Origin of the sequence: Azospirillum himalayense, from assembly GCF_042657465.1 — a bacterium.
In the GTDB taxonomy this organism is placed as follows: domain Bacteria; phylum Pseudomonadota; class Alphaproteobacteria; order Azospirillales; family Azospirillaceae; genus Azospirillum; species Azospirillum himalayense.
The window spans coordinates 15,157-40,367 of record NZ_JBHSLC010000045.1; the positions used below are offsets into that span (position 1 = coordinate 15,157).

Genomic DNA, 25,211 nt, shown 5'->3' on the forward strand with positions numbered 1-25,211 from the left:
TTTGTCTTCGGGAATACGGAAAGGCAAGCAGGATGCGCTCTGGACTACGGAACGGCGGCCGCGAGCCTGAAGCCGCCTTCGATCTGAACACGGCCTTCGATCAGCGCGATACGCTGTTCACCAGGGCCGCGGAACACATGTCCGACATCGTCGCCAACCCGCCGTGCGGCTCTCACGCCTTCGACCTGCTGAACGGTGGCCTCCGCGAGTTGTCGAGCCTGATGATCCGGCAATTGCCCCTGACGACGGCGCGCGAGGCACGCCTTGCCCACGCCCTTTGCCAGGAGGGGATCGTCGAAGACACGAAGGCCCTGGCCCTTGGCGAGGGCGTGGCCCTGTTCCTCGACCGGCTTCAGGCCGCCGCCGATCATGCGGGCATCGGTCCGGCCGCGAGCCGGAGTCCGGCGTTGGGCGCCATGGCGTCAACGCCCACGCAAGGCTTGGATGAGGTTCTCAGCACGCTGCGGGCGTGCCGCACCGCGATGGAGGACCAAGGGAACGGCGCCGAGCGGCTGCTCCCCCTTCTGGACGATGCCATAACGGCCCTGGAGCGCATGGCGCTCTCCGAAGCCGTCGCCCGCTTCGACCGTACAGCCGACGCCATCGAGGCCGCGATGCCGAAGGCCCTGCCGACCAAGCCGACCGAGCGGATGCTCGCCGCCGGAGCCAGGGCGGGGAGCGTGGCTCTGGACGCGGCGCGGCGGATCTATCAGGCTATGGCGTCGGAGTTCCTGTCACCAAGGAAAGGGGTCGGGGAGTGACGGTCGCCTTGCCCATCACACCATCGTCAACCGAGTTTCTCAAGGATCGCATCGCTCGGCCGCTTGCCCGTGGTCTGGTGACGATCCTGCGCGGTCGCCGGGGCGATCCGCCCCCCGCCGAGCCCGCGGAAACCCGCGTCGACATCCACCGGCAGCCCTTGCGCACGGCACTGGACTGGCACCAGGACATGATCGCCGTGTGGAAGCGGAATCCCAGCTTCGGTCCGGACCTGCACGACGACCTGAAAAGCACGGGGCTGCTGCCGCGCTGCGTCATCCTGACGTCGCGGGACGGCGGACCGCTGTGCTTCCGCTACATCGGGGAGCCGACCCGACGGGTCTTCGGCGACCGCTGGGCCGACCAGAACATCGGCAAGCCCCATCTCGAGGACGTGCACGGCGCCTACGCCCAGGCCATCGACGCGCAGTACCGGGAGGCGGTGGAGGGCGGGGAACCGGTGTACAACCATCTGGTGATCACCGGACTTCCCCGCCCGCCCGTCAATTACCGGCACCTCCTGTTCGGTTGGTCACTGGGCCATCGCCGTCAGGCCCTGCTGGCGCTGATCGATTCCTGACGCGGGTCGGCCCGGGCGTCAGGCCGCGCGGGCGAGGTCGGCGGCGATCTGCGCCAGATCGCCGAGGAACTGCGCGCGGCTGAAGCGCACGAGGTGCATCGGCAGCGTCTTCAGGCCGATCTGGTTGTAGGTGATGGCCGGCTCGTCATCGATGTGGCGCGGTCCCATCTTCCGCTCCGCCCAGACCGGGACGATGTCGGGATCTACGACCGAGATGAACCAGGTCGGCGACCACAGCAGCCACGCCGCCAGCTTGTTCACCCGCTGGCAAATCGGGAACAGTCCGCGGCCCTGGAAATCGGGCCGCGTCCATCCCGCGTTCGTCCACACCACCTGCCCGCGCGTGCTGTTGGCGGTGTCGGACGTGCAGGTGCACCATTCACCATCCGGAGCCTGCGTGGCCGGGTCATCATAGAACACCGTCATGGCGTTGAAGCGGTCGCCGATGGACTGCGTGCTGCAATCGTAGAGCAGCCCGGCCTGGGCGGTGACCACATCGCCGGAGGCGGCCGTCCCGCAGATCCAGAAGGCGTTGCCCGGAGTCAGGGAGCGGCAGGCCGGATGGGCCGCCGGAAGCATCGGCTCCCAGGACCCCGCGGCCACCGCCGCCTCGTTGACGCGCACCAGCGCCGGCATGTCGAACACGACGGAGAGCGTGACCCCGCGGCCGGACGCCAAGCCGGCGAGTTCATCGCGGGCGGCCTGAAGCAGGCCGGAGAGGGGGCCCGACGGGACGGGGAGAGCGGACAGGGCGATGGAGGTCCGTTGCGTACCGGTGAACATGGATGTCTCTTCCTTGGGTTGGAAAGGATTGGCGTCAACCGCCAAGCGAGGCGCGATCCGCCCCGCACATCCACATCATCGTCTCCACGAAACCACCATTACTACTTTTGCGGACACCGCCGCCCGGAAACGCGCGGGGCGTCCGCTCCACCGGACCGGACACCCCGTCGTTTCCCTGCCGCCCTTCGGAGCGGGCGTCTTACCGGCCCTTGCCGTCCGAGGACACCGCGGCCGCCTCGTTGGAGGAGGCCGGTGTCGAACCGCCGGCACCCTTCGCCGGGCTGCCGGGCACCCACCAGCGGCGGGCTTCGCCGTCCGCGGCCTCCGGAGCCGCCTCGCCACGGGTCTTCAGCATCGAGAAGACGATGGAGCCGCCGACCAGGAAGGCCGTGATGCCCAGCGCCAGCGCCGTCGGCATCTTGTAGATGTCGACCATCATCATCTTGGCGCCGACCACCACCAGAACCAGCGACAGGCCGTACTTCAGGTAATGGAAGCGGTGGATGATCGAGGCCAGCGCGAAATAGAGGGCGCGCAGGCCAAGGATCGCGAAGACGTTGGAGGTCCAGACGATGAACGGGTCGGTGGTCACCGAAAAGACCGCCGGGATGGAGTCCACGGCGAAGACCAGATCGGTGAACTCGATCAGGATCAGCACGAGGAACAGCGGCGTCATCATCCGCACGCCGTCGCGCATCACGAAGAACTTCTGCCCCTCGTAGCCGTCGGTCATGCGGAAGCGGGAGCGGACGAACTTGACGATCCGGTTGTTTTCCATGTCCGGCTCGTCGTCCACCGACATCAGCATCTTGATGCCGCTGAAGATCAGGAAGGCGCCGAAGATGTAGATGATCCAGTGGAATTCCTGGATCAGCGCCGTGCCCGCCACGATCAGCACGCCGCGCATCACCAGCGCGCCCAGGATGCCCCAGAACAGCACCCGGTGCTGGTATTGCGGCGGCACCGCGAAATGCGTGAAGATCAGCGCGATGACGAAGATGTTGTCGACGCTCAGGCTGTATTCGATCAGGTAGCCGGTCAGGAACTCCAGCCCTTTCTCGGCGCCCTGGAAATGAAAGACGCCGGCCGCAAAAATCATCGCCAGCGTGGAATAGGCCGCGCAGCGCATCAGCGCCTCGCGACCGGAGATCACATGGGATTTCTTGGAAAATACACCAAGATCAAAGGCCAAAAGCACGCCAACGAAGACGGCGAAGCTGGCCCACATTAAGACAATCTGGTCCATGGAACTGTCCCTTGCTTCATGCACTCCGCTCCCGCAAGCGGAGACTTCGATCGTCACATGAGCAGTCCGACATCACCGATGCGCCACGGCGGGACGCATCGGCCAGAGGGGCCCGGACTGGAATCGCGGCCGCAAGGTCTGCGGCCGACGGAAAAGAGCGCGCGACGGCTCGGCCGCAGCGCGTCGGAACACCCGCCTCCATCGTTCGCCGTGGAGACGTGGCGGTCGGTCAGTATGTTGGTTCGGTGCGGTTCATGTCGATGTCTCCCAAAGGCCCGTCGGGTGCCGTCGTCCGGCGGCGGGCCTTGTGGGGAGCGGGACCCAGGGGGAACAACAGGGCCAGCTTCCGCAAGGCCGCGCCAAGGCGACGGCTCAATGGGAAGTCCGACATCACAGCGCCGGGCGACGCTGCCAGAGGGGCCCGGACCTCGACCGTCATGTAGTCAGACCCCGGCCCGGCGACAAGAGGGGGGCACGGTCTTCGCGAACCGTGATTGGTGTGATGGCCGAATGCGGCTTGACCGGAGCCGTTCCGCCCGCGTAGCTTCGCACCCGACGGTTGCCCGAAAGGGCTGAAAATGGGAACACGGTGCGGACCCCGCGGCAATTTGCCGTGCGAGGGTTCTACGCCGGGGCTGCCCCCGCAACTGTAAGCGGCGAGTCGTCCATCGGAATGCCACTGGGATCGCGATCCTGGGAAGGCGATGGGCCGACGATAACCCGCGAGCCAGGAGACCTGCCGTCAGTCGTGGTCACACGCGAACACGTTCGGGCGGGGTGCACCGAAGGTCGTCGAACCGGGAGTCCGTTCGCGGAGCGTCCGGTGGGACTTCGTTCGCGGTGACGTGCCACCGGCGTCCCGCCCGAGGTTTCAATGAGTGTCCGCGTTCCCCGCCTTCACCGGACGGCGTCCTTCGCCGCCCTTCTGGGAAGCCTTGCCCTTCCCGTGTCGGCCTTCGCCGACTCCACCACCATCATCACGACGCTTCCGCCGGTCTCGGTGACCGCCAACCGCGTCCCCACCGCCGCCGAGGAAACCGGCAGCGCCCTGACCGTCATCACCCGCGAGGAGCTGGAGCAGCGCCAGACCCAGCTGCTGTCCGACGCGTTGCGCGCGGTGCCCGGCGTCGCCGTCAACCGCACCGGCCCGATGGGCACCCTGACCCAGCTCCGCATCCGCGGGTCGGAGGGCAACCAGACGCTCGTCCTGATCGACGGGATCGAGGTGAACGATCCCGCCGCCGGTTCCGAATACGACTTCGCCAATCTGCTGGCCGGCGACGTGGAGCGCGTCGAGGTGCTGCGCGGCCCGCAGAGCGCGCTTTACGGCTCCGACGCGGTCGGCGGCGTCGTCAACATCGTGACCCGCCGTGGCGCCGGCGCCCCCCGGTTCCGCGCCGCCGTCGAGGGCGGATCCTTCGGCACCGCCGCCGGGCGGGCCTCCTTCGGCACCGGGACCGACCGCTACGACCTGTTCCTCAGCGGCCAGGGCGTCACCAGCGACGGCGTGTCGGTCGCCGACAAGCGGCTCGGCAACCCGGAGAAGGACGGCTACCGCAACGGCACGCTGACCGGAAACGCCGCCGTCCGCCCGACCGAGCGCAGCGAGATCGCGGTAACCGGCCGCTACACCCGCTTCCGCACCGACACCGACGGCTTCGTCGGCGGGCGCGGCGCCGTCGATGACGGGACCAGCACCGCTGGGGAGCAGTATTTCGGGCGCATCCAGGGCAAGATCGCCCTTCTCGACGGAAAGTGGGAGCACATCGTCGGCCTGACCCATGGCCGCCAGCGGCGTGACTACCGCGACGACGCCAAGACGGTGACCAGCCGCTACGATGGGCGCAAGACCAAGGCCGACTACCAGACCAACCTGACGCTGAACAGCGGCCCCGCGGACCATGTGCTGACCGCCGCCGTGGAGCATGAGGAGGACAAGGCGATCAGCCGCAGCAGCTTCTCCAGCTTCGACCGTTCCATCGGCTCCACCGGGCTGGTGGGCCAGTACAAGCTGGGGCTGTTCGACCGGCTGACCCTGACCGGCAGCGTCCGCCACGACGCGAACGACCTGTTCCGCGACGCCACCACATGGCGCACCACGGCGGCCTATCTGATCGAAGACAGCGGGACGAAGCTGCGCGCCTCCTACGGCACCGGCGTCAAGAATCCCACCCTGTTCGAGCTGTACGGCTACACCGCCACCTACGCCGGCAACCCGAACCTGAAGCCGGAGCGGGCGCGCGGCTGGGACGCCGGGTTCGACCAGTCGCTGTGGGGCACGCGGGCCTCGGTGGACGGCACGTGGTTCGACCAGCGCATCCGCGACCTCATCACCGGCACCGGGCGGACCTCCGTCAACATGCCGGGCGAGTCCCACATCCGCGGCTTCGAACTCGGCCTGTCGGTGGAGCCGATGGAGCGGCTGACCGTCCGCGGCTCCTACACCTGGACCGACGGCGAGGATTCCACGGGGGCGGAGCTGGTGCGCCGGCCCAAGCAGCTCGCCAGCCTGACCGTCAATTACCGCTTCCTGGAGGACCGAGCGAACGCCAACCTCGGCGTCGTCTACAACGGGCGGTCCAGCGACTGGGCCTACGATCCCTTCTACAACCGGCAGGTCGTGAATCTCGCCCCCTACACGCTGGTCAACATGGCCGGGTCCTACGCGCTGTCCGAGGGGGTCGAACTCTTCGGGCGCGTGGAGAACCTGTTCGACCGCCGGTACCAGGAGGTCTGGACCTACGGCGCGCCGGGACGGGCCGGGTATCTCGGGCTGCGGCTGTCGCTGTGAAGCCCACCTTTCTCGGGCTGGCCGCCGCCCTCCTGCTGATCGCGGGAGGGCCGGCGGCGGCGTGGGAGGCGCCGCCGGCAAAACCGCCCGGCAAACCACAGCGCATCGTCTCCCTGAATCTCTGCGCCGACGAGCTGCTGCTGCGGCTCGTCGGGCCGGAGCGCCTCGCCGCGGTGACGTGGCTGGCGCGCGATCCCCGCGCCTCCTCCGTCGCGGCGCTGGCGGCGCGGGTGCCGGTCAACCACGGGACGGCGGAGGAGATCCTGCCGCTCAACCCCGACCTGATCGTCGCCGGGCGCTACACCACGCGGGTCGCGGTCGGGCTGCTGACGCGGCTGGACGCGCCGCTGCTGGAGCTGGACGTCCCGCAGAGCGTGGCAGGGGTGGCGGAGCAGATCCGCGGCCTCGCCCGCGCCGTCGGTGAGCCGGACCGCGGGGAGGCGCTGGTCGCCGACCTGCTCTCCCGCCTCGACGCCCTGCCCCCCGCCGCGCCGGAACCGCGCCCGACCGCGGTGGTGCTGCGCCCCAATGGCTTCGTCGCCGGGTCCGGGTCGCTGGTCGACGAACTCCTGACCCGCGCCGGGCTGGAGAACATGGCCGACCGCCTGCCGCTGGGCAGCCAGGGCGCCCTGCCGCTGGAAGCGATCATCCTGGGCGGCGCGGACGTGCTGATCGTCGACGCCGCACCCGACGCGCCGCCGTCGCTGGCCGGCGCCCTGCTGCACCACCCGGCCCTGAAGGCCTTGAAACGTCAGGTCCGCACGCTGTCGCTGCCCTCCCGCCTGTGGACATGCCCCGGCCCGCAGATCGCCGAGGCCGCGGAGCGGCTGGCCGCCGCGCGAGAGGCGCTGCCATGAACCGGGATTCCCGCATCCCCTACCCCGCCCTGGTCGCCGGGCTGACGGTTCTGGCGCTGACGCTCTGCGCGGTGTCGGCGGCGGTCGGCTATGTGCCGTTCGACCTGGGCGCCGCCCTGTCCGACTGGCTCGCCGGGCGCCCCACCCTGGGGGCGCTGGTGCTGGCCGAGCTGCGCCTGCCGCGCGCCCTGCTCGGCCTGCTGGTCGGCTTCAGCCTGGGGCTGACCGGCGCGGCGATGCAGGGCTGGCTGCGCAACCCGCTGGCCGAGCCGGGTCTGGTCGGCGTGTCGAGCGCCGCGGCGCTGGGCGCGGTGATCGTCTTCTACAGCGGCCTGTCCGCCGCGCTGTCGCTCGCCCTGCCGCTGGGCGGCATGGCCGGGGCCGCGACGGCGGCGGTTCTGCTGAACCTGATGGCGGCGCGGGGGGCCGGAACCACCGCGCTGGTCATCGGCGGCATCGCCATCAACAGCCTCGCCGGGTCGCTGACCGCACTGGCCCTCAACCTCGCCCCCAACCCCTACGCGGCGCTGGAGATCGTGTTCTGGCTGATGGGATCGCTGGCCGACCGCGGCACCGACCAGCTCTGGCTCGTCCTGCCGCCGATGCTGGCGGGCTGGGCGCTCTGCCTGTCCGGCGCCCGCGCGCTCGACGCGCTGACGCTTGGGGAGGACGCGGCGCGCAGCCTGGGCTTCGACCTCACCGGGCTGCGCGTCCGGCTGATCGCCGGGGCGGCGCTGGCGGTGGGCAGCGCGGTGTCGGTCACCGGCGCCGTGGGCTTCGTCGGGCTGGTGGCCCCGCACCTGATGCGCCCGCTGGCCGGGGCGCGTCCGGGACGGCTGCTGCTGCTGGCCGGTCTGGCCGGGGCGTGCCTGACGCTCGCCGCGGACATCGCGGCCCGGCTGCTGCCGACGCGGCCGGAACTGAAGCTGGGCGTGGTCACCGCCCTGATCGGGGCGCCCTTCCTGATCGTCCTGATCGCCCGGCTGCGGCGGGAGGAGGCGTGATGCGCATCGAAACCCACGGCCTGTCCGCCAAAGCCGGCGGGCGCACCATCCTGACGGGTGTCAATCTCACCATCGAGCCCGGCGCCTTCACCGGGCTGATCGGCCCGAACGGCGCCGGCAAGACCACCCTGCTGCGCCTGCTCGCCGGTCTCGCCGAGCCGGCGGCGGGCCGCGTCACCTTCGACGGACGGACCGCCGCGCAGGCCGGACGGCGGGCGCTCGCCCGCGGCATCGCCTATCTGCCGCAGAGCGGCCCGGTGCACTGGCCGCTGCGCGCCGAGGCGCTGGTCCTGCTGGGCCGCCTTCCCCACCGCGGCCCCCTGGGCGGGATCACCGCGGCGGACCACGCGGCGGTGGAGCGGGCGCTGTCCACCGCCGACGCCGCCCACCTGCGCGGGCGGATCGTCGGCACCCTGTCGGGGGGTGAGCGGATGCGCGTCCTGCTCGCCCGCGCCCTGGCGACCGAGGCGCCCGTCCTGCTGGCCGACGAGCCGGTCGCCGCCCTCGACCCCGGCCATCAACTGGCCTGCATGGCGCTGCTGCGCGACACCGCCCGCCGGGGCAGCGGCGTGGTGGCCGTGCTGCACGACCTGACCCTGGCCGCCCGCTTCTGCGACCGGCTGATCCTGCTGTCGGGCGGCGGCGTGCTGGCCGACGGCCCGCCCGGCCGGGTGCTGACCGACGACACCCTGCGCGCCGCCTACGGCATCGCCGTCCACCGCTTTGAGGCCGACGGCGAACCCTTCCTGCTTCCCTGGCACGCCCTGCCTTCCCCGACTTGCCAACCGGAGACGCCTTGATGAGCGACCTGACTTCCCTGCTGCGCGACGCGCTGAACGATCCGGCGACCGGCTGGAGCCTCGGCGCGTTCGGCGCCATCGCGGAGTTCATCCGCGACCCGGACGAACCCGTCGCCCTGCGCGACGACGGCCCGGACCTGGAGGCGCGAACCGCCCGCGGCGGGCTGCGCCTGCGCCCCACGCCGGCCATCCGCGCGGTGCCCTACCGGACGCGCAACGGCAGCCTCGCCGTGGCCCTCTGCCTGCCCCGGCACGTCGGCGCGATGAACCGGCGCCGCGTGGTCACCGAACTAGGTCCCGACCGCGAGGCCATCGCCGAGACGGACCGCGACGCCCGGCTGTTCGACCTCGGGCTGGGCGTCTTCCAGACCGATGTCTGCGTCCGCAGCACCGACTCCGCCACCATCGCCCGCCTGCGCGCAGTGGTCGGGACGGAGCTGCTGGCGCCGGGCAACCCCCTGCCGCCCGACCTGCCGGCGCTCAGCCCCGACCGCGTGTTCATCGGCCCCTTCGGCCGGATCGAGGTCAGCCAGCCGATCCCATCGCCCGACGGCCGCAGCCCGGAGGGTCCGCACACCCACGTCCTGCCGAAGCTGTTGGCCCACAACCGGACCCACGCGGCGACCGTCCCGATCCCCGACGGCTGGGTGCCCAGCCTGTACCTGTCGCCGCCCGCGGCGTCCTTCGCCGCGTGGGAGGGGTTGGGGCGCTGAGACCCTGCCCCCACCCCGGCCCTCCCCCGCTGCCGCAGGGGAGGGAGAAAGAAGTCCCCTCCCCCGCCCAGCGGGGGAGGGTCAGGGTGGGGGCAAGGCCGCCGCCGGCGCGCGGCGCAGCGCGTTCAACAAAATCCCGATCGTGGTCCCGTTGTGCAGCACGGCGGTGCCCACCGGGGACAGCAGGCCCAGCGCGGCGGCGCCGAGGATCGCGCTGTTCAGCCCGACGGTCAGGCGGTAGTTGCGGGCGATCAGCGCCATGGCGGCGTTCGCCGTCTCCTTGGCGTCGGCCACCCGCTCGATCCGATCCTCCAGAAGCGCCACGTCGGCGGTCAGCCGGGCGATGTCCGCCCCCTTCTGCATGGCGATGCCGACATGGGCGCCGGCCAGCGCCGGAGCGTCGTTGATGCCGTCGCCGACGAAGGCGGTGCGCGCGCCGTCGCGGCTCAGATCCTCGATGATGCGGGCCTTGTCGGTGGGCAGCAGGTCGGCGTGGAAGCCGTCGAGGTGCAGCTCCGCGGCCAGCTCGGCAGCACGGTCCCGGTGGTCGCCGGTCAGCATCAGCACCCGCTTCACGCCGGCCCGCCGCAGCCGCGCGATGGTCGCCGCACTGGCCGCCCGCACACTGTCCTTCAGCGCCAGCACGCCGGCCAGCACGCCGCCGAAGCCGATGAACAGCAGCGTCTTGCCGTCACGGTGCAGCGCGTCGATGGCCTCGCGGTGAGCCGTGGTGTCGATGCCCTCGTCGTCCTCGATGAAGTGGCGGGAGCCGACGACGATGCGCTTGCCGTCGATGACGCTGGCCACCCCGTGGGCGACGATGAACTTGACCTCCTGATGGTCGAAGTGGCGGTTGTGCGTCTCCTTGGCGGCGTTGACCACGGCCATCGCCAGCGGGTGGAAGTAATGCTCCTCCACCGAGGCGGCGAGGCAGATCAGGTCGTCGGGGCTGAAGGTCGGGTCGAAGGCGATGGAATCGGTCACCTGCAGGTCGCCGGTGGTCAGCGTGCCGGTCTTGTCGAAGATCACCGTGTCGGCCTGGGCCAGCCGTTCCAGCGCGTTGGCGCCCTTGATCAGGATGCCCGCCTGCCCCGCCCCGTACATGGCCGACTTGAAGGCCACCGGGGTCGCCAGCTTCAGCGCGCAGGAATAGTCGGCCTGGAGCACCGACGCGGCGCTGCGCCAGTCGCCGGTCATCAGGAAGGAGCCGCCGGCCAGCTTCAGCACCGTGGGAACCAGCCGGTCGGCCAGCCGTGCCGCATCAAGCTGGGCCTCGCTCTTGGCGGTCAGCGACTGTTCGACGTAATCGGCGATGCGGGCGGCGGCGGTGTGGCTGCCGACATGCTCGGCGTAGACGACCAGCCGCCCCTCCTCCATCAGCGTGCCGGACAGGACGGCGGAGCCGCGCTGCTTGACCACCGGGGCGCTCTCGCCGGTCATGGCCGCCTCGTTGACGGTCGCCTCTCCGCTCAAGACCGTGCCGTCCATGGGGATCACCGTCCCGGCGCCGATGACCACGCTGTCGCCGACCATGACGGTGTCGGCGGGCACCTGGACCTCCACGCCGTCGCGCAGCAGCCACACCTGATCGCTCGACGGGCGCAGCAGCCGCTTCAGCAGCGCGTCCGACCGGCGGGCGATGGACTCCTCCATGTATTCGCCGAGCGCCAGCATGAAGACAGTGGTGTTGGCCGCGGTGAAATCCCGCCGCGCCAGGGAGATCGCCACCGCCGCCGCTTCCAGCACGTGCGAGTTGACGCCCTCCCGCCCGTAGATGGCCATGCCCTCGCGCAGCATCGGCATGGCGACGGCCAGCGACAGCGGCAGGCGCAGCGGCATGGGCAGCAGGAAGCCGCCGGCCAGCGTGGCGAGGCTGCGGACCAGCGTCGCGCCATGATTCTCCCCGCCCTCTGCCACCGGGGCGGGCGGAGCCGGTTCCGGAATCGGCAGGGCGGCCAGCGCGTGGCACAGCGCCGTGGCGTCCGTCATCGCCGGATCGTAGCGGACGGCCAGCGAACGGGCGGCGCGGCTCGCCCGAGCCGACGCCACGCCGGCGACCGCCTCCACCACCCGGTGCAGGGTCGCCGCGTCGTCGGGGGCGCCGGGGCGGCAGGCGTAGCGCAGCCGGATGCGCCCCGGAACCCGATGGACCGGCTCCAGCCGCAGAAACCAGGGCAGGCCGCTCATAACGCTCCGGCCTGTTCCGCCTCCAGCTCGGCCTGAAGGTCGGCCATCTGCTCCTTCATCTCGGCGAGGCCGCCGGCGAGGTTGCCGTAGAGCTTCAGACCGGACTTCACGATCTTGCCGCGCAACTCCTCGTCGGACAGCACATAGGCCGCCGCCGCCCCGACCAGGAGCCCGACCAGGAACTGCTCGGACCGGCGCGACGGCAGCAGGCCGCTCAGCCCGCCGAGAAGCCCCTGCCCCCGCGCCGCGTTGGCCCCCATGCCACCCCCAATGGGGGCGCCGCCGGCGGCCATGGCGGCTTCGTACTGGCGCTGCTGCTTCTTCAGCTTCTTCAACGCCTTCTTGGTCTTCTTAGCCATGGGGGTCCTCGTTTTTCGGCCGTTCCTGCGGCGGCTCGTCCGCCGGATTCAGCAGATGTTCGATCATGACCACGCCCGCCGCCCCGGCGGCGACCGCCAGGGCGAGGCGCGCGTAGTCGCGGTTGCGCAGGGCGTCGGCGGCGACGCTGGCGGCGGCCAGCGCCGCACCGCCCTGCAGGCCGTGGCGCAGGATGGTGCGCGGCGCGGGGGGCTCGGCGCCCGTCACCCAGCGGTCCTGGACGGCGGTCAGCAGGCCGGTCGCCACCATGCCGCGCGTGAAGTCGGCGGCGAGCGTGCCGGAGCCCCGCGCCTTGCCGCGCCGCTTCGCGCGCTTCACGCGGCCCCCGGTGCGGCAGGAGCGGGCGCCTCGCTCTTCACCGGCTCCGCCTCGGCATGCGCCGCATCCACCGGGGCCTCCTCAACCGGCTCCTGTACTGCCGCGTCCACCGGCGTGGCGAGGCGGGAGCGCAGACCGGCGGAGGTCCGCTCGATGGCCAGCAGGCCACTGACCGCGGCCTCGCGCACCGCGGTCTGGGCCTTGCCGGCACCCTCGCGGGCGGCGGCCTTCACATCGACGGCCTTGAGGTCGGCGATTTTGGGGTCGGCCTTGGCCTTGGCGTTTTTCACCATCCGAACACCGATCGCCCCGGCGATCACACCGGACGCGAATGTCAGAAGCGGCAGCATCATGGTCTCCTTTCCGGCGCACCGCCCGCAAACCCGGCGGTGGCAATGCGCAGCAGCGTCCCGGCCGCCGCGCTGGCTTCCCCGCGCAGCAGATCCGGCCACGCCGAGGGCGGGATCACCGTGGGGTCGTATTCAATGGTGCAGGAGCGGGCGAGCGGGTTCAGCGCGACGGAGCGGATGCCCTCCGCCCCGGAGAGCGCGCGATGCAACGCCCTGGCGTCGTCCGCCAGCGCCGTCAGATTGCGCTCGGCGGCGCCGTCGAGCTTCAGCCGCACCCGGCCCGGAATGTGGTGCGCGATGGTCAGGGCGGCGGCCAACCGGCTGAGGAATTCGTTGGGCATGCTCGCGTCGTGGTCGGTCATTGGAAGAGGCGTTTTCGCTGCACGGTCATGTGAACGAGCATGAAGGCGACGAACAGCGTGCCGAAGCCGGCATGGACGCGCTTGCCCACCCCCAGCGCCGCCAGGGTCGCCGCCATGCTGCCCATCATCCCGATCTTGGCCGCGCGGTTGATCCGCCATTTCAGCTCAGGAGTGGCCGGCTTGCTTTCCACGACGGGGGCGGGCGCCTCCGCCGACGGCGGGGCCTCAGCGGGGTGCAGAACCGCCGACAGCAGCGCCTCCACCTGGGACCGGGCGTCATCCGGCGTCACCACGGCGGGGTCGTAGCTCAGCAGAACGCTGCCCACCGCCGGGTTGCTCCCGGTTACCCGGACGGCATCCAGAGTCTCCAGGCGGCCCAACGCCTCCTGGAAGCGGTCCGTCCGGCGCAGCAGCGGGTGGCGCACGCGGATGCGCCCGGGCACCGCCGATGCGATGGGAGAGGTCCGTCCGGTCATTGCCCGTTCTCCTGCGTCAGCCGCGGTCCGCGCACACGGCCGGGGGCATTCCATGGCTGTGCAGAATACCCATAATTTCACAATGGTGAAACATTTCATCGGCTTCGCGCACAGGCGCCGGACGCAAGGCGGCGTTGCGGAAAAACCGCGTCCTCATCCAAGAAGTGCAGGGAACGGGGTGCAGAGCAGCGCCGCGGGACCGAGCCTCAACGCCGCCCGCGGCGCGTGGGGGAGCAGCAGCGTCGGCGCCAGCAGGCCGGGCCACACCCGCCGCGTCCGGACGGAGAAGGCCCAGACGAAGGCCCCGGCGTGGATGGCGAAGGACAGCATGGTGGCGGTGTAGACCGCCTCCGCCCGCGGCATCGGAAGCGTCAGGGCCAGGAACATCGCCGCCACCGCCGCCAGCGCGTAGCCGCCGACGATGCCGGCGAGGCTGCGGGACGCCACGTCTGGGCGGCGCAGCCCGTCCGGCCCGAACCTCAGTCGGGGAGGGAGAGACGTCATCAAAGGAATCACCCCTGCGTTCAGGACGGTCCGCCGCGTGGCGTCAGGGTTGCTCCGGCGGCGAGCGGAGGTCCGATCCGGCCCCCGCGTCACGCTCGCTGGTCATCATCGTGGAAATACGGTGGAGGTCCACAGAAATGCGAATAACTCGCATTCTCTTGAAAGAAAGCACCGGCGGTATGCCCGGCCAAACATGTGGAAATCAGCAAAAAACAGTTTCGAGCTACATGCCCAAGCTGTAAACTATACTATGAAAGTAGATTTTACGTGAGCGACCCATGCGCGCCCCGATGTCCCGCATCGCCCCCGCCGTGAGCTTCGGCCTGACCACCCTGTCCATCGGCACGCTGTCCACGCTGCTGCTGTGGAGCGTCATGGCGCAATGGCCGCATTGGACCCGTCATGGCGAGCCGCTGGCTTGGTTCAACGTCGGCTATGGGCTGGAGCGGCTGGGCCTCGATCTGGCTTGGCTGGAGGCTTGCCGCGCCGACCCGTCCTGGCAAACGTTCCACCGCGCCGCCAGCTGGATTCTCGGCAGCAACATGACGGTCGGTCTGCTGGTCGCGGCGGCGGTGATGATCCCGCTGTCGGTCTGGGGGGCGAACGCCGTCGAGCGCACGCTCCTCCGCCGCTCCTGAGCGCAAGTTCCGTCAACGTTGCCCCCACCCCGGCCCTCCCCGCTCACGCGGGAGGGGAAATCAGTCCCCTCCCCTGCGCCAGCGGGGGAGGGTTAGGGAGGGGGCAACACGCGCCCACCTACCAGCTCCCGGCAAGGCCCAGCAGTTCCAGCGCCTTGTGGCGCAACTCCACCAGCACCGGGTCGTCACGGTGGCGGGGATAGGGGCGGTCGACGACGATCTCCGCCTTGATGCGGGCCGGGCGCTCGCTGAACACGATGACGCGGGTGGCCATCAGCAGAGCCTCCTCCACGTCGTGGGTCACCAGCAGGGCGGTGAAGCCGGCGCGCCGCCACAGCGCGACGATCTCGCCCTGCATCTGGATGCGCGTCAGGCTGTCGAGCTTGCCCAATGGCTCGTCCAGCACCAGCAGGCGCGGGTCGTTGACCAGCGCGCGGGCCAGCGCCGCGCGCTGCGCCATGCCGCCGGAGAGCTGGTGCGGGTAGGCCTTGGCGAAACCGTCCAGCCCGACCAGCCGCAGCGCCTCGTCCACCCGATTGCGCCGCTGGCGCAGCACGCCCTGCGCCTCCAGCCCCAGCGCCACATTGTCCCAGACGGTGCGCCAGGGGTAGAGCGTCGGGTCCTGGAAGACCACCACCCGCGACGGGTGCGGCCCGGTGATCGGCAGGCCGTCGGCCAGAATCCGGCCCGAGCGCGGCGGCTCCAGCCCGGCGACCAGCCGCAACAAGGTAGACTTGCCGCAGCCCGACGGGCCGAGCAGCGCCACGAACTCGCCCGGCTTGGCGTGCAGGCCGACCGTGTCCAGCACGGGCAACGGCGCGCCGTGCAGGTCGAAGGCATGGCTGACGCCCTGAACCTCCAGTTCCAGACCGGACGGGAGATCCTGTTCCAGCGCTACCATTTCAGCAATCCCTTCTGCCAGGCAAGCAGCCGGTCGCGCGCCTTGAACAGCAGCGTGACGAGGCTGGAGCACACCAGCGCCATCACCAGCAGCGCCGCGTACATGTTGGCGTAGGCCGCCCAGCCCTGCGCCCATTGCAGGTACCAGCCGAGCCCGGCCTTGACCCCCATCATCTCCGCCACCACCAGCACCGCGAAGGAGGCGCCGAGCCCCATGAACAGGCCGACGAAGACGTGCGGCATCGCCGCCGGCACCGCCACCTTCAGAACCAGGAAGCGCGAGGACGCGCCCAGCGTGCGGGCGATGTCGTAATAGGCCGGGTTGACGCCGGCCACGCCCGACCAAGTCAGGATGGTCACCGGCACCCCGGTCGCCAGCGCGATCAGGAAGACGCTGGCGCTCCAGCTCGACGGGAAGGCGAAGAAGGCGATGGGCAGCCACGCCGTGGCCGGCAGCGGCCCGATCAGCCGCAGCACCGGATGCACCCAATAGCCCACCGCCCGCGACCAGCCGATGGACACGCCGGTGACGAAGCCGACGAAGGCGCCGATCCCGTAGCCGAGCAGCAGCAGTTGCAGCGACGCGACGGTGCATTCCAGCAGGCGTGGCCACTCATCCAGATAGACCTCCAGCAGCGCCTGCGGCGGCGCGAAGAAGGGGCGCGGCAGCAGGTCGAGCTTGGCGGTGACCAGCTCCCAGCCGATCACGCCGAGCGCCAGCACGACCAGCCAGGGGGCGGCGGCGCGCAGCCGTTCCCCCGCCGCGCCGAACAGGCGCAGCAGCGGCACGGCGAAAGCCAGCGCACCGCCGACCACCGCGAGCAGGCTGGCGAACTCGCCGGTGCGCACCCATTCCTCGCCTTCCGGCCACAGGGCGGTCAGGGCGGCGGCAGCCAGCCAGGCGGCGCTGGCCGCCAGCCCACCCAGCCAGAGGCGCGGGGCCGTGGAGGAATGGTTGCGCTCCCCCTCCAGCACCGCTGCGTCATCCAGGCTGCTCATCTCAGCCCAGCACGTCGGCATAGACACGGTCGGCGAATTTCGCCGTGTCGGTACCCGGCTTGAAGACCTGCACGCTCTTCAGCTCCTCCGCGTAGAGCGCGATCTCGCGCTTGATGTCGGTGCCCACCGGGTTGTGATCGTGCGTCTGGCTGCTGAGCTGGGCGGCGAGGTCCTCGATGCTGCTCTTGGGCGAGTATTGCTGGTAGACCTTGGCGGCCTCCACCGGGTTGGCGGCGGAATAATGCTGCGCCTCGAAAACGGCGCGGGTCACCGCGGCGGCGGCGGCCTTGTCCTCGCGCAGCAGGCTGCCGCGCGCGCCGAGGACGCAGCAGACGCGGTTGGCGAATTCGCCCGACAGGTTGGTGGAGATTTCCACCAGATTGCCGGACTTCAGGAAATTGTAGGTCACCGGGTCCCAGTGGGCGACGGCCTGCGCCTCGCCCTTGTCGACCGCGATGGCCAGCAGGTCGCCGGGGAAGACGCGCCATTCCACGTCCTTGTTCGGGTCGATCCCCTGCTTGGCGAGCTGGATGGAGAACAGGTGCTTGGCCGGGCTGGACAGGTCGCTGATCGCCACCGTCTTGCCCTTCAGCCCGGCAAGGCTGGTGATGCCGCCGTTCTTGGCGGCCAGCAGGCGCATGCAGCCGCCATGCACGCCCGCGATGATGCGCACGTCGAAACCCTGCTCCAGCGGCTTCAGCCAGCGCAGCGCCATGCCGTGGCCGATGTCCGCCTTGCCGGTGGCGAGCGCCTCCAGAAGCTGCTCGGTCGTGCCGGCGAAGTTGACGAACTCCACGTCCAGCCCATGCTTCTCGAAGAAGCCGTTGTGCTTGGCCACCGCCACCGGAGCACCGCACACCGCGCCGGTGTTCCAGGCGAGCTTCAGCGGCTTCAGCGCGGCCGGCGTCGGGGCGGCGACCAGCCGGGACGCCACGCCCGCGAAGGGCAGTGCCACCGCGCTTGCCGCCGCCAGCTTCAGCAGCCCGCGCCGCGAGGGCGCCAGCGTCGATATGCCCGAACCGTTCCGATGCGTGCTCATGGTCGTCGTCCTTCGATCGAGACGTATTCACTTATCAAAAATGTGAATACATGATTTTCATGGACTATATTCAACGGCCTTGCGTTATAATGTCAACCTATGAAGTAGAGAAACAACGCACGGAGGGCTGCCATGATCACCGCCATCGTCCGCTACCGCCTGCCCGCCGCGATCGGACGGGAGGAATGCCGGGCGCATTTCCTGTCGATCGCGCCGGGTTTCGGCGATGTGCCGGGCCTGATCCGGAAGCAATTCATCTGGAGCGGGAGCGGCATCGCCGGGGGCGTCTACCAGTGGGAAAAGCGGGAGGACGCCCACCGCTTCTATCAGGGGCCATGGCTGGACGGCATCCGGCGGCGCTACGGCACCGATCCGGAGATCGAGTATTTCGAGACCTTTGCGGTCACCGACAATCCGGGCGGGGTGGTGCTGGTGCCAGAGTGAGGGCGCCCCTCTCTGCCCCCACCCCGGCCCTCCCCCGCTTCGCAGGGGAGGGAGAACAGTCCCCTCCCCTGCGGTAGCGGGGGAGGGTTAGGGAGGGGGCAAAGTTCGCCTACAAATCCGGCGGCGTGCGGGCCGGCAGATGCAGCGTCGCCAGGGTGCCGCCCCCGGTGCGCGAGGCGATGGTGAAGGAGCCGCCCAGCCGGTCCGACGCCAGATTGTCCACGATGTTCAGGCCGAGCCCGACCGAGCCGGTGCCGCGGCGGGTGGTGAAGAAGGGCTCCAGAATGCGCCCGGCGCTCCCCTCCGCGATGCCCGCGCCGTCGTCGGCGACGGACAGCAAAACCGTCTCCGGCCCCGACGCCGCGGCCCCGACCGTCACCAACCCATGCCGCCCCGCCGGAAAGGCGTGTTCCAGCGCGTTGCGGACGAGCTGCTCCAGGACCGCGGACAGGATCGCCGGGTTGCTGACCATGCGCAGGTCGGCGGGGCAGTCCACCGTCATGCGGTGCCCCGGCGGCTCCCACTGCGGGCGCAGGCTCTCCGTCACCTGCTCCAGGAAGGGCTTGAGCGCGATGGACTGGCGGAGGCCGCCATGGTCCGCCGCCACCCCCTTGAAACAGCGCACGATCTCCCCGGCGCGGGCGACGGTGCCGGACAGAAGGGCGGCCAGCTCCCCGGCGCTCGCCAGGAAGCGCTCCAGCTCGGCGCGGCGGAGCTGGTTGGCGGCCAGCCGCTCCGTCATCGCGGCGACCCGGTCGCCGAGGTGGGACGCGCTGCCCAGCGCCACGCCGATGGGCGTGTTGATCTCGTGGGCCACGCCGGCGACCATCTGGCGCAGCGCCGCCATCTTCTCGCGCTGGGCCTGGGCCAGCTTGCGCGTGCGCTCGCGGACCAGGGCCTCCAGATGCTCGTTCTCGTCCTTCAGGCTGCGGTTGGCCCGGCGCAGCGACAGGTGGGTGGCGACGCGGGCGCGCACGATGGCCGGGCTGAAGGGCTTGGTGACGTAATCGACGGCCCCGGTCTCCAGGCCGAAGGCCTCCTCCTCCGGACTGGACAGGGAGGTGATGAAGATCACCGGGACGTCGGCGGTGGCCGGGTCGGTCTTCAGCAGCCGGCACACCGCGTAGCCGTCCAGCCCCGGCATCATCACGTCGAGCAGCACCAGCTCCGGCGGATCGGCGGAGGCCAGCTCCAGCGCGCGGCGGCCGGAGGTCGCGAAACGCACCTCGTGCCGGTCCTCCAGCACGCTGGCGAGCGCGCGGATGTTTGCCGTGTCGTCATCGACGATCAGAATGTGACCACCGCTCACGGCGTCGTCTCCCGGTCCCGTTCCCTGGTCCATGCGGCGGCGAGCCGTTCCAGCGCCGCGCGGGCCGCGGCGAAATCCAACGCTTCCACGGCCCGCCCCACCTTGTCCACCGCCTCGTCATGGCCGCGCCCGGCCAACAGGCCGCGCACAGCGTCGAAGCGGGCCGCCGCCGACAGGCTACCGCTGCGCAACGCCTCCTCCAGCGCGCGCAACGCCTCCTCCAGCTTGTCCGGGTCGACGAGAGGAACCGCCGGGATTTCCGGCACGACCTCGACGGGCGCCTCCGCGCTGCGCAGTGTTTCCGCCGAAGCCAGCGCGGGACCGAGGGCGGCGGACAGGTCGGCCACGAGCCCCGGCATCGTGTCCCACCGCTCCTCGCGCGCCGCCAGCTCCAGCGCCGCGGCGGCGGCGCTGGCGGCCATCGCGCCGACCGTTCCGGCGCTGCCGCGCAGCCCGTGGGCGAAGCGTTCCAGCGCCGGCCCGTCTCCCGCCCTGCGCAGATGCTCCAGCCGGACCGGCGCGTCGCCGTAGCGGTCGAGAAAGTCGAGGATCGCCCGGCGCAGCGTGCGCGTACGCCCATTCATCCGCGCCAGCGCCGGGGCAAGGTCGAACCCCTCCAAGCCGTCAGGAAGCACGGCATCCATCTCCGCGCCCTTGGCAACCGGCAAAGCCTCCCGCCGCCCGAACGGCTTCAGCCGGCGGTTCAGCACGGCGACGAGGCGATGCGGCTCCACCGGCTTGGCGATGTGGTCGTCCATGCCGGCGTCCAGACAGCGCCGCCGCTCCTCCTCCAACGCATGGGCGGTCATGGCGATGATCGGCAGGCGGTCGGGGCCGCACTGACGGCGGATCGCCCGCGCCACCGCGAAGCCGTCCATGTCCGGCATCTGGACGTCGGTGAGCAGCGCGGCGTAGCCTGCCCCCGGCTCCAGCGCCAGCCGCACCGCCTCCCCGCCGCTGCCGACCGCGGTGACGGCCAGCCCGGCGTCCTCCAGCAGTTCCCGCGCGACCAACCGGTTCACGGCGTTGTCGTCGGCGACCAGCACGCGCAGGCCGCGCAGCGGCTCGTCCACCTGCAAGCCCGCAAGCCCCGGATCGGCCAAGGCGGCGGGCAGCGCCGTCGCGGCGCCGTCCTGCACGCCGACCGTCACCGTGAAGCGGAAGGTGCTGCCCAGGCCGGGGGCGCTGTCCACGGCGATGCCGCCGCCCATCATGACGGCCAGCCGCCGGCTGATCGCCAGCCCCAGCCCGGTCCCGCCGTAGCGGCGGGTGGTCGAGCTGTCGGCCTGGGCGAAGGGCTGGAACAGCCGGGCCACCTGCTCCGCCGACATGCCGATGCCGGTGTCACGCACGGCGAAGCGCAGTTCGGTTTCACCCTCCGTCCGCTCCGCGACGGTCACGCCAAGGACCACGCTGCCGCTCTCGGTGAACTTCACCGCGTTGTTGATGAGGTTGAGGAGCACCTGCCCCAGCCGCAGCGGGTCGCCCAGCAGGGCGGTGGGCACATCCGGCGCGACCTCCAGCCGCAGGGCCAGCCCCTTCTCCTCGGCGGAGAGGGCGGCGGTGCCGGCCACCATGTCGAGCACGGCGGACAGGTCGAAGGGCACGCGCTCCAGCGTCAACATCCCCGCCTCGATCTTCGAGACGTCGAGAATGTCGTTGATGATCCCCAGCAGCGCCGTGGCCGAGGCACGGATCCGCGTCAGGTAGCCGCGCTGGCGCGGCGGCGGCCCGGCGCGCAGGGCGAGGTGGCTGAGGCCGAGGATGGCGTTCATCGGCGTGCGGATCTCGTGGCTCATGTTCGCCAGGAAATCGCCCTTGGCGCGCGACGCCTCCTCGGCGCGGCGGCGGGCCTCCTCCACCTGCTGCTGGCGGCGCGCGATCTCGTCGAGGAAATGGCGGATCGAGCGGGAGATGGTGGCGATCTCGTCGGTGCCGCCGTCGGGCAGCGGCGTCTCCCGCCCCTCGACCCGGTCGAGCACCGCGTCGTTCAGCCGGACCAGACGCAGGGTCAGGAAGCGGCGCAGATACAGATACACGCCGAGCGCCACCAGGAAGCCCAGCGCTCCCAGACCGATCAGGATGCGGTTCTGCGTGGCGGCCAGTTCGGACAGCCCGTCCGCCTCGTCCGCCGCCGCCGCGTTGATCCGCTCGAACAGCGCGTGGGCGATCTTCACGACCTCCTCGACCATCACCAGCACCTGGTTGGTCAGCGCCTTGCTGCGGGCGATGGCCGCCTGCCGCTCCATCAGGCTGGGCAGCAGGCCGGTGGGGCCGAGCAGAGCCGTCTCCAGCCGCTGGTGCAGGGCGGCGAAGCGTTCCGCCTGCTCCGGCGGCAGCCCGGCGTGGAGCGCCGGCAGGGCCGACAGCGCCGCCGCCGCGTCCCGCTGGGCGCGCGCGATCTCGCGCTGGAAGCGGCTGTTGCCGGCGTGGGTGCTCTCGTTCAGCACGCGGTTGACCGTGTTGGTCCAGGCGGTCAGCGGCCCCAGCCGGTCCGCCGGCAGGGTCGGCAGCACGGCGGCGACCAGGGCGCCGGCCTCCGCCGACAGGCGGCGGGTCTCGTCCAGCGCGTCGTCGCTGCGCGCCGCCGCGTCGATGCGCTCGGCGACCAGCCGGTCGAGGTCCGCCAGCGTCGGGACGAGGGTCCCCAGGACGCCGGCCAGCGTGGCGCCGCCCTCGATGTCCGACAGGGCCTGGGCCGACCGGGTGACCGCCGTCAGGTTGGCGGTCAGCTCGGCCAGGGTGACCCGCCGTTCGGGATGGCTCGTCGCCCCGCCCAGCCGGGTCGCCTGCGAGAGCACCTGCTGGAGTCCGCCGTTCAGCACCGCCCCGGTGGTGATGCGCGGCAGCGCCCCGTTGGACAGGTCCGACAGGGCGTGGCGGAACTGCGCGAGGTCGTAGAGCGCGGCACCCGACACGCCCAGCAGCACCCCCACCATGACCAGCAGGCCCAGCCCGACGCGCCGCCCGACGCCGCCCCGGAAGGGCGCGCGCGGGACCGGCGCGGTCGAGGCGGGCTCCGTCGTCATCAACGCTCGGTGATGCGGCCGTCGATGCGGGGCGACACCGTCCCGCGGTCGGTCAGGTGCTGGGCCATGATCTCCCACAGCAGCTTGCCGCCGCTCCCGGGGGAGGCGCCGGGCGACTTGAGCATGCCGTAGCCGTCGCCGCCCTGGGCCAGGTAGTTGGGCAGGGCCACCGAATAGGACGCGTTCGGGTCGAGCGGCTTGCCGCCCACCGTGACGGAGACGACGCGGCTGCCCGCCGGCTGCTTCAGATCGTAGACCACCGCCATGTTGGACGGGTGGAGGAAGCTGCCTTTCTGGTTGTCCACCCCGGCGGCGCTGACCTCCAGCGCCTCGCGCAGGGCCTTGCCGGGCAGCGTCACGGCGATGATGGTGTCGCGGAAGGGCAGTTCGCGCTGGATGTCGCGCCGGGTCAGCACGGTCCCCGCCTCGTACTGGCGGTTGCCGCGGATGTTGCCGCCGTTGATGAAGGCCGCGTCGGTGTTGAAATGGCCGCGCATGGCGTCGGCGATCAGCGAGGCGAAGGCGTTCTCGCCGGTGCGCACGGCGGCGCGGCGGGTGTCGAGCGGGGTCGCCGTCGTCCCGATGGTGATGTCCAGCAGCTCCGACAGCCGGGCCAGATAGACGCCGACCCGCTTTTCCATCGCCGGGTCCGGCGGCAGCCCGGCGAGCGGCACGATGTCGGCACCGGCCAGCGCGGGCGGCGCCTTGCCGTCGCCGTCCAGCCGCAGGACGAAGGCCGATCCCTTCACGTTGACGTGGACGCCGAAGAGCTTGCCCTTATCGGTCTCGAGCACGTCCTTGCCGGTGGCGGAGAGCTGGAGCAGCGCATCAATGGCGGGTTCGCCGCGCAGCGCCTCCACGGCCTCCGGGGCGTTGTCCAGGATGGCGACCACATACTCCGCCCCCTGGGCGCGGAGCGCGCGGGCCTCCGCCGCGATCGTGGCGGGCGGGCGCACTTCGATGTCCGGCACGATGTACTGCACCGTCAGTTCCGGCGAGATCGCCGAGACCACGCCGATCTTCCCCACCGGCGTGTCGAGCAGCGCCGACGGCTCCAGCCCCTCCATCACCTTGCCGGTGTTGCGGTCGATGGTGGTGGCGCTGACGAAGGGGAAGCGCGCCTCGTAGCTGCGCAGGGTCAGCTCGTCCTTGCCGAAGCCGAGGTCGCGCTTGGTCACCGCCATCATGTCGGGCTGAAGCTCGTTCAGCAGGTCGATCATGTGGGCGCCGCGGTCGAAGGTGGACAGGACGCCCGCGGTCAGGGAGGCGCCGCCGTGCAGGAACAGCGTGTGGCCCTCCGCCCGCTTGGTGCGCAGCAGCGTGGCGAGATTGGCCAGGCCGCCCTCGCCCTCCACCGGCTCGATGTCGGCCATCGTCGAGGTGAAGACGATCGACAGCTCCGCCGCCGACGCGGCCGGCGCGACGGTGCCGAGCGCCGCGACGGCGCAGGCGGCCGCAACGGCACGCCAGCCGATGAAACGCCCCGTCTCCCCATTGCCGCGCTTCGGCATGGTTGCCCCCTCCTGCCATCCCTGTTCCTTCAGGATGGTTCTTCCCGTATTCGGGCGGTGGAGTTCAAGGCATATCCATGCATGCCGGGGAACATTCCGGTGACAAAATCCCCTGCCGCAACAAGGACAAAGGGGAACGGCGGGATCAGACCGCCTCGTCCTGCCACGGGTAGGACAGCGGAAGCTCGCGGAAGGCGAAGCGGTCGAGGTGGCGCTCCAGCGCGCCCTTGAGGGCAGTCAGATGCTCGGTGGAGCTGGTGTCCAGACGGCAATCCAGCGCGTCCGGCCGGGCCTGGAGCGTCAGGGTGGCGTCGCCCGGCCAATCGGCGCCGCGGGCGTTGTGCGGGAAGACGACGCTTCCCGCCTCCGGCGTGTACTCCACTGTCAGATTGTGCGCCCAGTGCTTGCAGAGCTGCTGGAGATAGCGGCTGCCGTTCGGGGTCGGGACGCGGACGCTGCTGGCGTGTCTCATGATCATCCTTCGGTGCGGTGACGGTGTGTTCAGGGAAGACGTTCGATGCGCTGGGCCGCCTCGTCGAGGATCGAGACGGTGGCGTGCACCGTGTCCGCGTCGACGCCCTCGCGCCCCAGCCGGTGCATCAGCACGGCCTTCAGATTCTCCATGGCGCGGCGGATCGGGGCGCCGTCGGTGTGGGCCCGCCGGGTCGCCAGGGCGGCGAGGCGGGCGAACAGGGCGTCAACGGTGGCTGCGTCCTGGGCGAGCTGGGCGGTGCCCTCCGGGGTCACGGCGAAGGGCTTGCGCGCGCCCTCGGCGTCGGCCTTGGCGATGTGCCCCATCTCCTCCAGCAGCGACAGGGTCGGGTAGATCACGCCGGGGCTGGGCACATAGCCGCCGCCGGTCAGTTCCTCGACGGCGCGGATCAGGTCGTAGCCGTGCCGCGGCTCGTCGGCGATCAGCCGCAGCAGGACCAGCCGCAGTTCCGACGCCTCGAAAACGCCGCGCCGGCCGCCGCGCCCGCCGCGCCGCTCGTGATGCTCATGGCCCCAGCCGCCCTCCGCGGCGTGACGGCCGCCGCCGTGACGGGGACCGCCGCCATGGGGTCCATCACCGTGCGGGCCGGGATGATGGCGGCGCATCCGGCCGCAAAAGGGATTCGGAAAAAACCTCATGACAGGGGCTCCACTGTGTTTCGATAGGTCTAAGATATATCGTGACATATCGAGACACAAGTACCCAAGACGCTTTTCCCCTCTCCCGCCCCGGGAGAGGGTG

At 71.0% G+C, this 25,211-nt stretch carries 26 protein-coding genes and 1 riboswitch; of the genes, 9 read left to right on the forward strand and 17 right to left on the reverse strand.

The features are described 5' to 3' along the window. Positions 1–32: 32 nt before the first annotated feature. Both ACFPMG_RS20685 and ACFPMG_RS20690 read left to right on the forward strand, forming a co-directional pair. Positions 33–761, forward strand: a complete 729-nt coding sequence (locus ACFPMG_RS20685) for a hypothetical protein (RefSeq protein ID WP_376997071.1) — start codon at positions 33–35, stop codon at positions 759–761. 8 nt (positions 762–769) lie between these two features. Continuing rightward, complete coding sequence (locus tag ACFPMG_RS20690; RefSeq protein ID WP_376997073.1) at positions 770–1,339, forward strand: hypothetical protein; 570 nt, start codon at positions 770–772, stop codon at positions 1,337–1,339. 18 nt (positions 1,340–1,357) lie between these two features. Here the strand turns inward: ACFPMG_RS20690 and ACFPMG_RS20695 are convergent, their stop codons facing one another. Together ACFPMG_RS20695 and ACFPMG_RS20700 are read right to left on the reverse strand one after the other, a co-directional pair. After that, positions 1,358–2,122, reverse strand: a complete 765-nt coding sequence (locus ACFPMG_RS20695; protein WP_376997075.1) for a hypothetical protein — start codon at positions 2,120–2,122, stop codon at positions 1,358–1,360. A gap of 199 nt (positions 2,123–2,321) precedes the next feature. After that, on the reverse strand, positions 2,322–3,368 hold the full coding sequence (locus tag ACFPMG_RS20700) for a TerC family protein (RefSeq protein WP_376997076.1): 1,047 nt from the start codon (positions 3,366–3,368) through the stop codon (positions 2,322–2,324). A gap of 539 nt (positions 3,369–3,907) precedes the next feature. After that, positions 3,908–4,126, forward strand: a riboswitch (cobalamin riboswitch). A gap of 116 nt (positions 4,127–4,242) precedes the next feature. Here ACFPMG_RS20700 and ACFPMG_RS20705 point away from each other — a divergent pair. Genes ACFPMG_RS20705 through ACFPMG_RS20725 form a run of 5 tightly spaced genes read left to right on the forward strand, consistent with a single transcriptional unit; the run spans position 4,243 to position 9,533 of the window. After that, a complete protein-coding gene (locus tag ACFPMG_RS20705; RefSeq protein ID WP_376997078.1) occupies positions 4,243–6,159 on the forward strand; it encodes a TonB-dependent receptor plug domain-containing protein in 1,917 nt (638 codons plus the stop codon). Then, entirely contained in the window at positions 6,156–7,016 is an 861-nt protein-coding gene (locus ACFPMG_RS20710) for an ABC transporter substrate-binding protein (RefSeq protein WP_376997080.1), read from the forward strand. Before ACFPMG_RS20705 ends, ACFPMG_RS20710 begins: the two co-directional genes overlap by 4 nt. Next, the gene (locus ACFPMG_RS20715; protein WP_376997082.1) at positions 7,013–8,020 is read left to right on the forward strand and encodes a FecCD family ABC transporter permease; all 1,008 of its coding nucleotides are present in this window, start codon (positions 7,013–7,015) and stop codon (positions 8,018–8,020) included. The genes ACFPMG_RS20710 and ACFPMG_RS20715 overlap by 4 nt, the downstream gene beginning before the upstream one ends. After that, on the forward strand, positions 8,020–8,820 hold the full coding sequence (locus tag ACFPMG_RS20720) for an ABC transporter ATP-binding protein (RefSeq protein WP_376997084.1): 801 nt from the start codon (positions 8,020–8,022) through the stop codon (positions 8,818–8,820). The genes ACFPMG_RS20715 and ACFPMG_RS20720 overlap by 1 nt, the downstream gene beginning before the upstream one ends. Then, positions 8,820–9,533 (forward strand): DUF6925 family protein, encoded by a 714-nt coding sequence (locus tag ACFPMG_RS20725; protein ID WP_376997086.1) that lies wholly within the window; start codon positions 8,820–8,822, stop codon positions 9,531–9,533. The genes ACFPMG_RS20720 and ACFPMG_RS20725 overlap by 1 nt, the downstream gene beginning before the upstream one ends. A gap of 81 nt (positions 9,534–9,614) precedes the next feature. Here ACFPMG_RS20725 and ACFPMG_RS20730 read toward each other — a convergent pair whose 3' ends face one another. The 7 genes from ACFPMG_RS20730 to ACFPMG_RS20760 all read right to left on the reverse strand — a co-directional run bounded on the left by ACFPMG_RS20730 (position 9,615) and on the right by ACFPMG_RS20760 (position 14,108). Next, positions 9,615–11,720 (reverse strand): heavy metal translocating P-type ATPase, encoded by a 2,106-nt coding sequence (locus ACFPMG_RS20730; protein WP_376997088.1) that lies wholly within the window; start codon positions 11,718–11,720, stop codon positions 9,615–9,617. Then, complete coding sequence (locus tag ACFPMG_RS20735) at positions 11,717–12,079, reverse strand: YtxH domain-containing protein (RefSeq protein WP_376997089.1); 363 nt, start codon at positions 12,077–12,079, stop codon at positions 11,717–11,719. Before ACFPMG_RS20735 ends, ACFPMG_RS20730 begins: the two co-directional genes overlap by 4 nt. After that, positions 12,072–12,416 carry a hypothetical protein gene (locus tag ACFPMG_RS20740; RefSeq protein ID WP_376997091.1) on the reverse strand — a complete coding sequence of 115 codons (345 nt, stop codon included), beginning with the start codon at positions 12,414–12,416 and terminating at the stop codon, positions 12,072–12,074. Before ACFPMG_RS20740 ends, ACFPMG_RS20735 begins: the two co-directional genes overlap by 8 nt. Next, a complete protein-coding gene (locus tag ACFPMG_RS20745) occupies positions 12,413–12,769 on the reverse strand; it encodes a hypothetical protein (protein ID WP_376997092.1) in 357 nt (118 codons plus the stop codon). The genes ACFPMG_RS20740 and ACFPMG_RS20745 overlap by 4 nt, the downstream gene beginning before the upstream one ends. Beyond that, positions 12,766–13,128, reverse strand: coding sequence for a cation transporter (locus ACFPMG_RS20750; protein ID WP_376997094.1), 363 nt, complete (start codon positions 13,126–13,128; stop codon positions 12,766–12,768). Before ACFPMG_RS20750 ends, ACFPMG_RS20745 begins: the two co-directional genes overlap by 4 nt. Next, the gene (locus ACFPMG_RS20755; RefSeq protein WP_376997096.1) at positions 13,125–13,604 is read right to left on the reverse strand and encodes a hypothetical protein; all 480 of its coding nucleotides are present in this window, start codon (positions 13,602–13,604) and stop codon (positions 13,125–13,127) included. Before ACFPMG_RS20755 ends, ACFPMG_RS20750 begins: the two co-directional genes overlap by 4 nt. Positions 13,605–13,757: 153 nt before the next feature. After that, entirely contained in the window at positions 13,758–14,108 is a 351-nt protein-coding gene (locus tag ACFPMG_RS20760; RefSeq protein ID WP_376997097.1) for a DUF3649 domain-containing protein, read from the reverse strand. Between the two features lie 278 nt (positions 14,109–14,386). On the opposite strand from ACFPMG_RS20760, the gene ACFPMG_RS20765 reads away from it, so the two are divergent. Next, a complete protein-coding gene (locus ACFPMG_RS20765) occupies positions 14,387–14,746 on the forward strand; it encodes a hypothetical protein (protein ID WP_376997099.1) in 360 nt (119 codons plus the stop codon). Between the two features lie 118 nt (positions 14,747–14,864). Here the strand turns inward: ACFPMG_RS20765 and ACFPMG_RS20770 are convergent, their stop codons facing one another. From ACFPMG_RS20770 to ACFPMG_RS20780, 3 genes are read right to left on the reverse strand one after another with little or no spacing between them, the layout of a single operon-like run. Continuing rightward, complete coding sequence (locus tag ACFPMG_RS20770) at positions 14,865–15,647, reverse strand: ABC transporter ATP-binding protein (protein ID WP_376997101.1); 783 nt, start codon at positions 15,645–15,647, stop codon at positions 14,865–14,867. Further along, positions 15,641–16,645: an ABC transporter permease gene (locus tag ACFPMG_RS20775; protein WP_200776339.1), complete on the reverse strand. Its 1,005-nt coding sequence runs from the start codon at positions 16,643–16,645 to the stop codon at positions 15,641–15,643. Before ACFPMG_RS20775 ends, ACFPMG_RS20770 begins: the two co-directional genes overlap by 7 nt. 1 nt (position 16,646) lies before the next feature. Further along, on the reverse strand, positions 16,647–17,684 hold the full coding sequence (locus tag ACFPMG_RS20780; protein ID WP_376997103.1) for an ABC transporter substrate-binding protein: 1,038 nt from the start codon (positions 17,682–17,684) through the stop codon (positions 16,647–16,649). Between the two features lie 132 nt (positions 17,685–17,816). Between ACFPMG_RS20780 and ACFPMG_RS20785 the strand changes: the two genes are divergently transcribed. Next, positions 17,817–18,128 (forward strand): hypothetical protein, encoded by a 312-nt coding sequence (locus ACFPMG_RS20785; protein WP_376997105.1) that lies wholly within the window; start codon positions 17,817–17,819, stop codon positions 18,126–18,128. 109 nt (positions 18,129–18,237) lie between these two features. On the opposite strand, the gene ACFPMG_RS20790 is transcribed toward ACFPMG_RS20785, so the two are convergent. The 5 genes from ACFPMG_RS20790 to ACFPMG_RS20810 form a co-directional block, all read right to left on the reverse strand. Further along, positions 18,238–19,437: a sensor histidine kinase gene (locus ACFPMG_RS20790; protein ID WP_376997107.1), complete on the reverse strand. Its 1,200-nt coding sequence runs from the start codon at positions 19,435–19,437 to the stop codon at positions 18,238–18,240. Next, entirely contained in the window at positions 19,434–22,466 is a 3,033-nt protein-coding gene (locus ACFPMG_RS20795) for a hybrid sensor histidine kinase/response regulator (RefSeq protein ID WP_376997109.1), read from the reverse strand. The genes ACFPMG_RS20790 and ACFPMG_RS20795 overlap by 4 nt, the downstream gene beginning before the upstream one ends. Beyond that, positions 22,466–23,977 carry a bifunctional metallophosphatase/5'-nucleotidase gene (locus ACFPMG_RS20800; RefSeq protein WP_376997110.1) on the reverse strand — a complete coding sequence of 504 codons (1,512 nt, stop codon included), beginning with the start codon at positions 23,975–23,977 and terminating at the stop codon, positions 22,466–22,468. The genes ACFPMG_RS20795 and ACFPMG_RS20800 overlap by 1 nt, the downstream gene beginning before the upstream one ends. 145 nt (positions 23,978–24,122) lie before the next feature. Then, on the reverse strand, positions 24,123–24,449 hold the full coding sequence (locus ACFPMG_RS20805) for a DUF2218 domain-containing protein (protein ID WP_376997112.1): 327 nt from the start codon (positions 24,447–24,449) through the stop codon (positions 24,123–24,125). A 29-nt stretch (positions 24,450–24,478) separates the two neighbouring features. Further along, positions 24,479–25,108, reverse strand: a complete 630-nt coding sequence (locus ACFPMG_RS20810; RefSeq protein ID WP_376997113.1) for a PadR family transcriptional regulator — start codon at positions 25,106–25,108, stop codon at positions 24,479–24,481. Between the last annotated feature and the right edge of the window lie 103 nt (positions 25,109–25,211).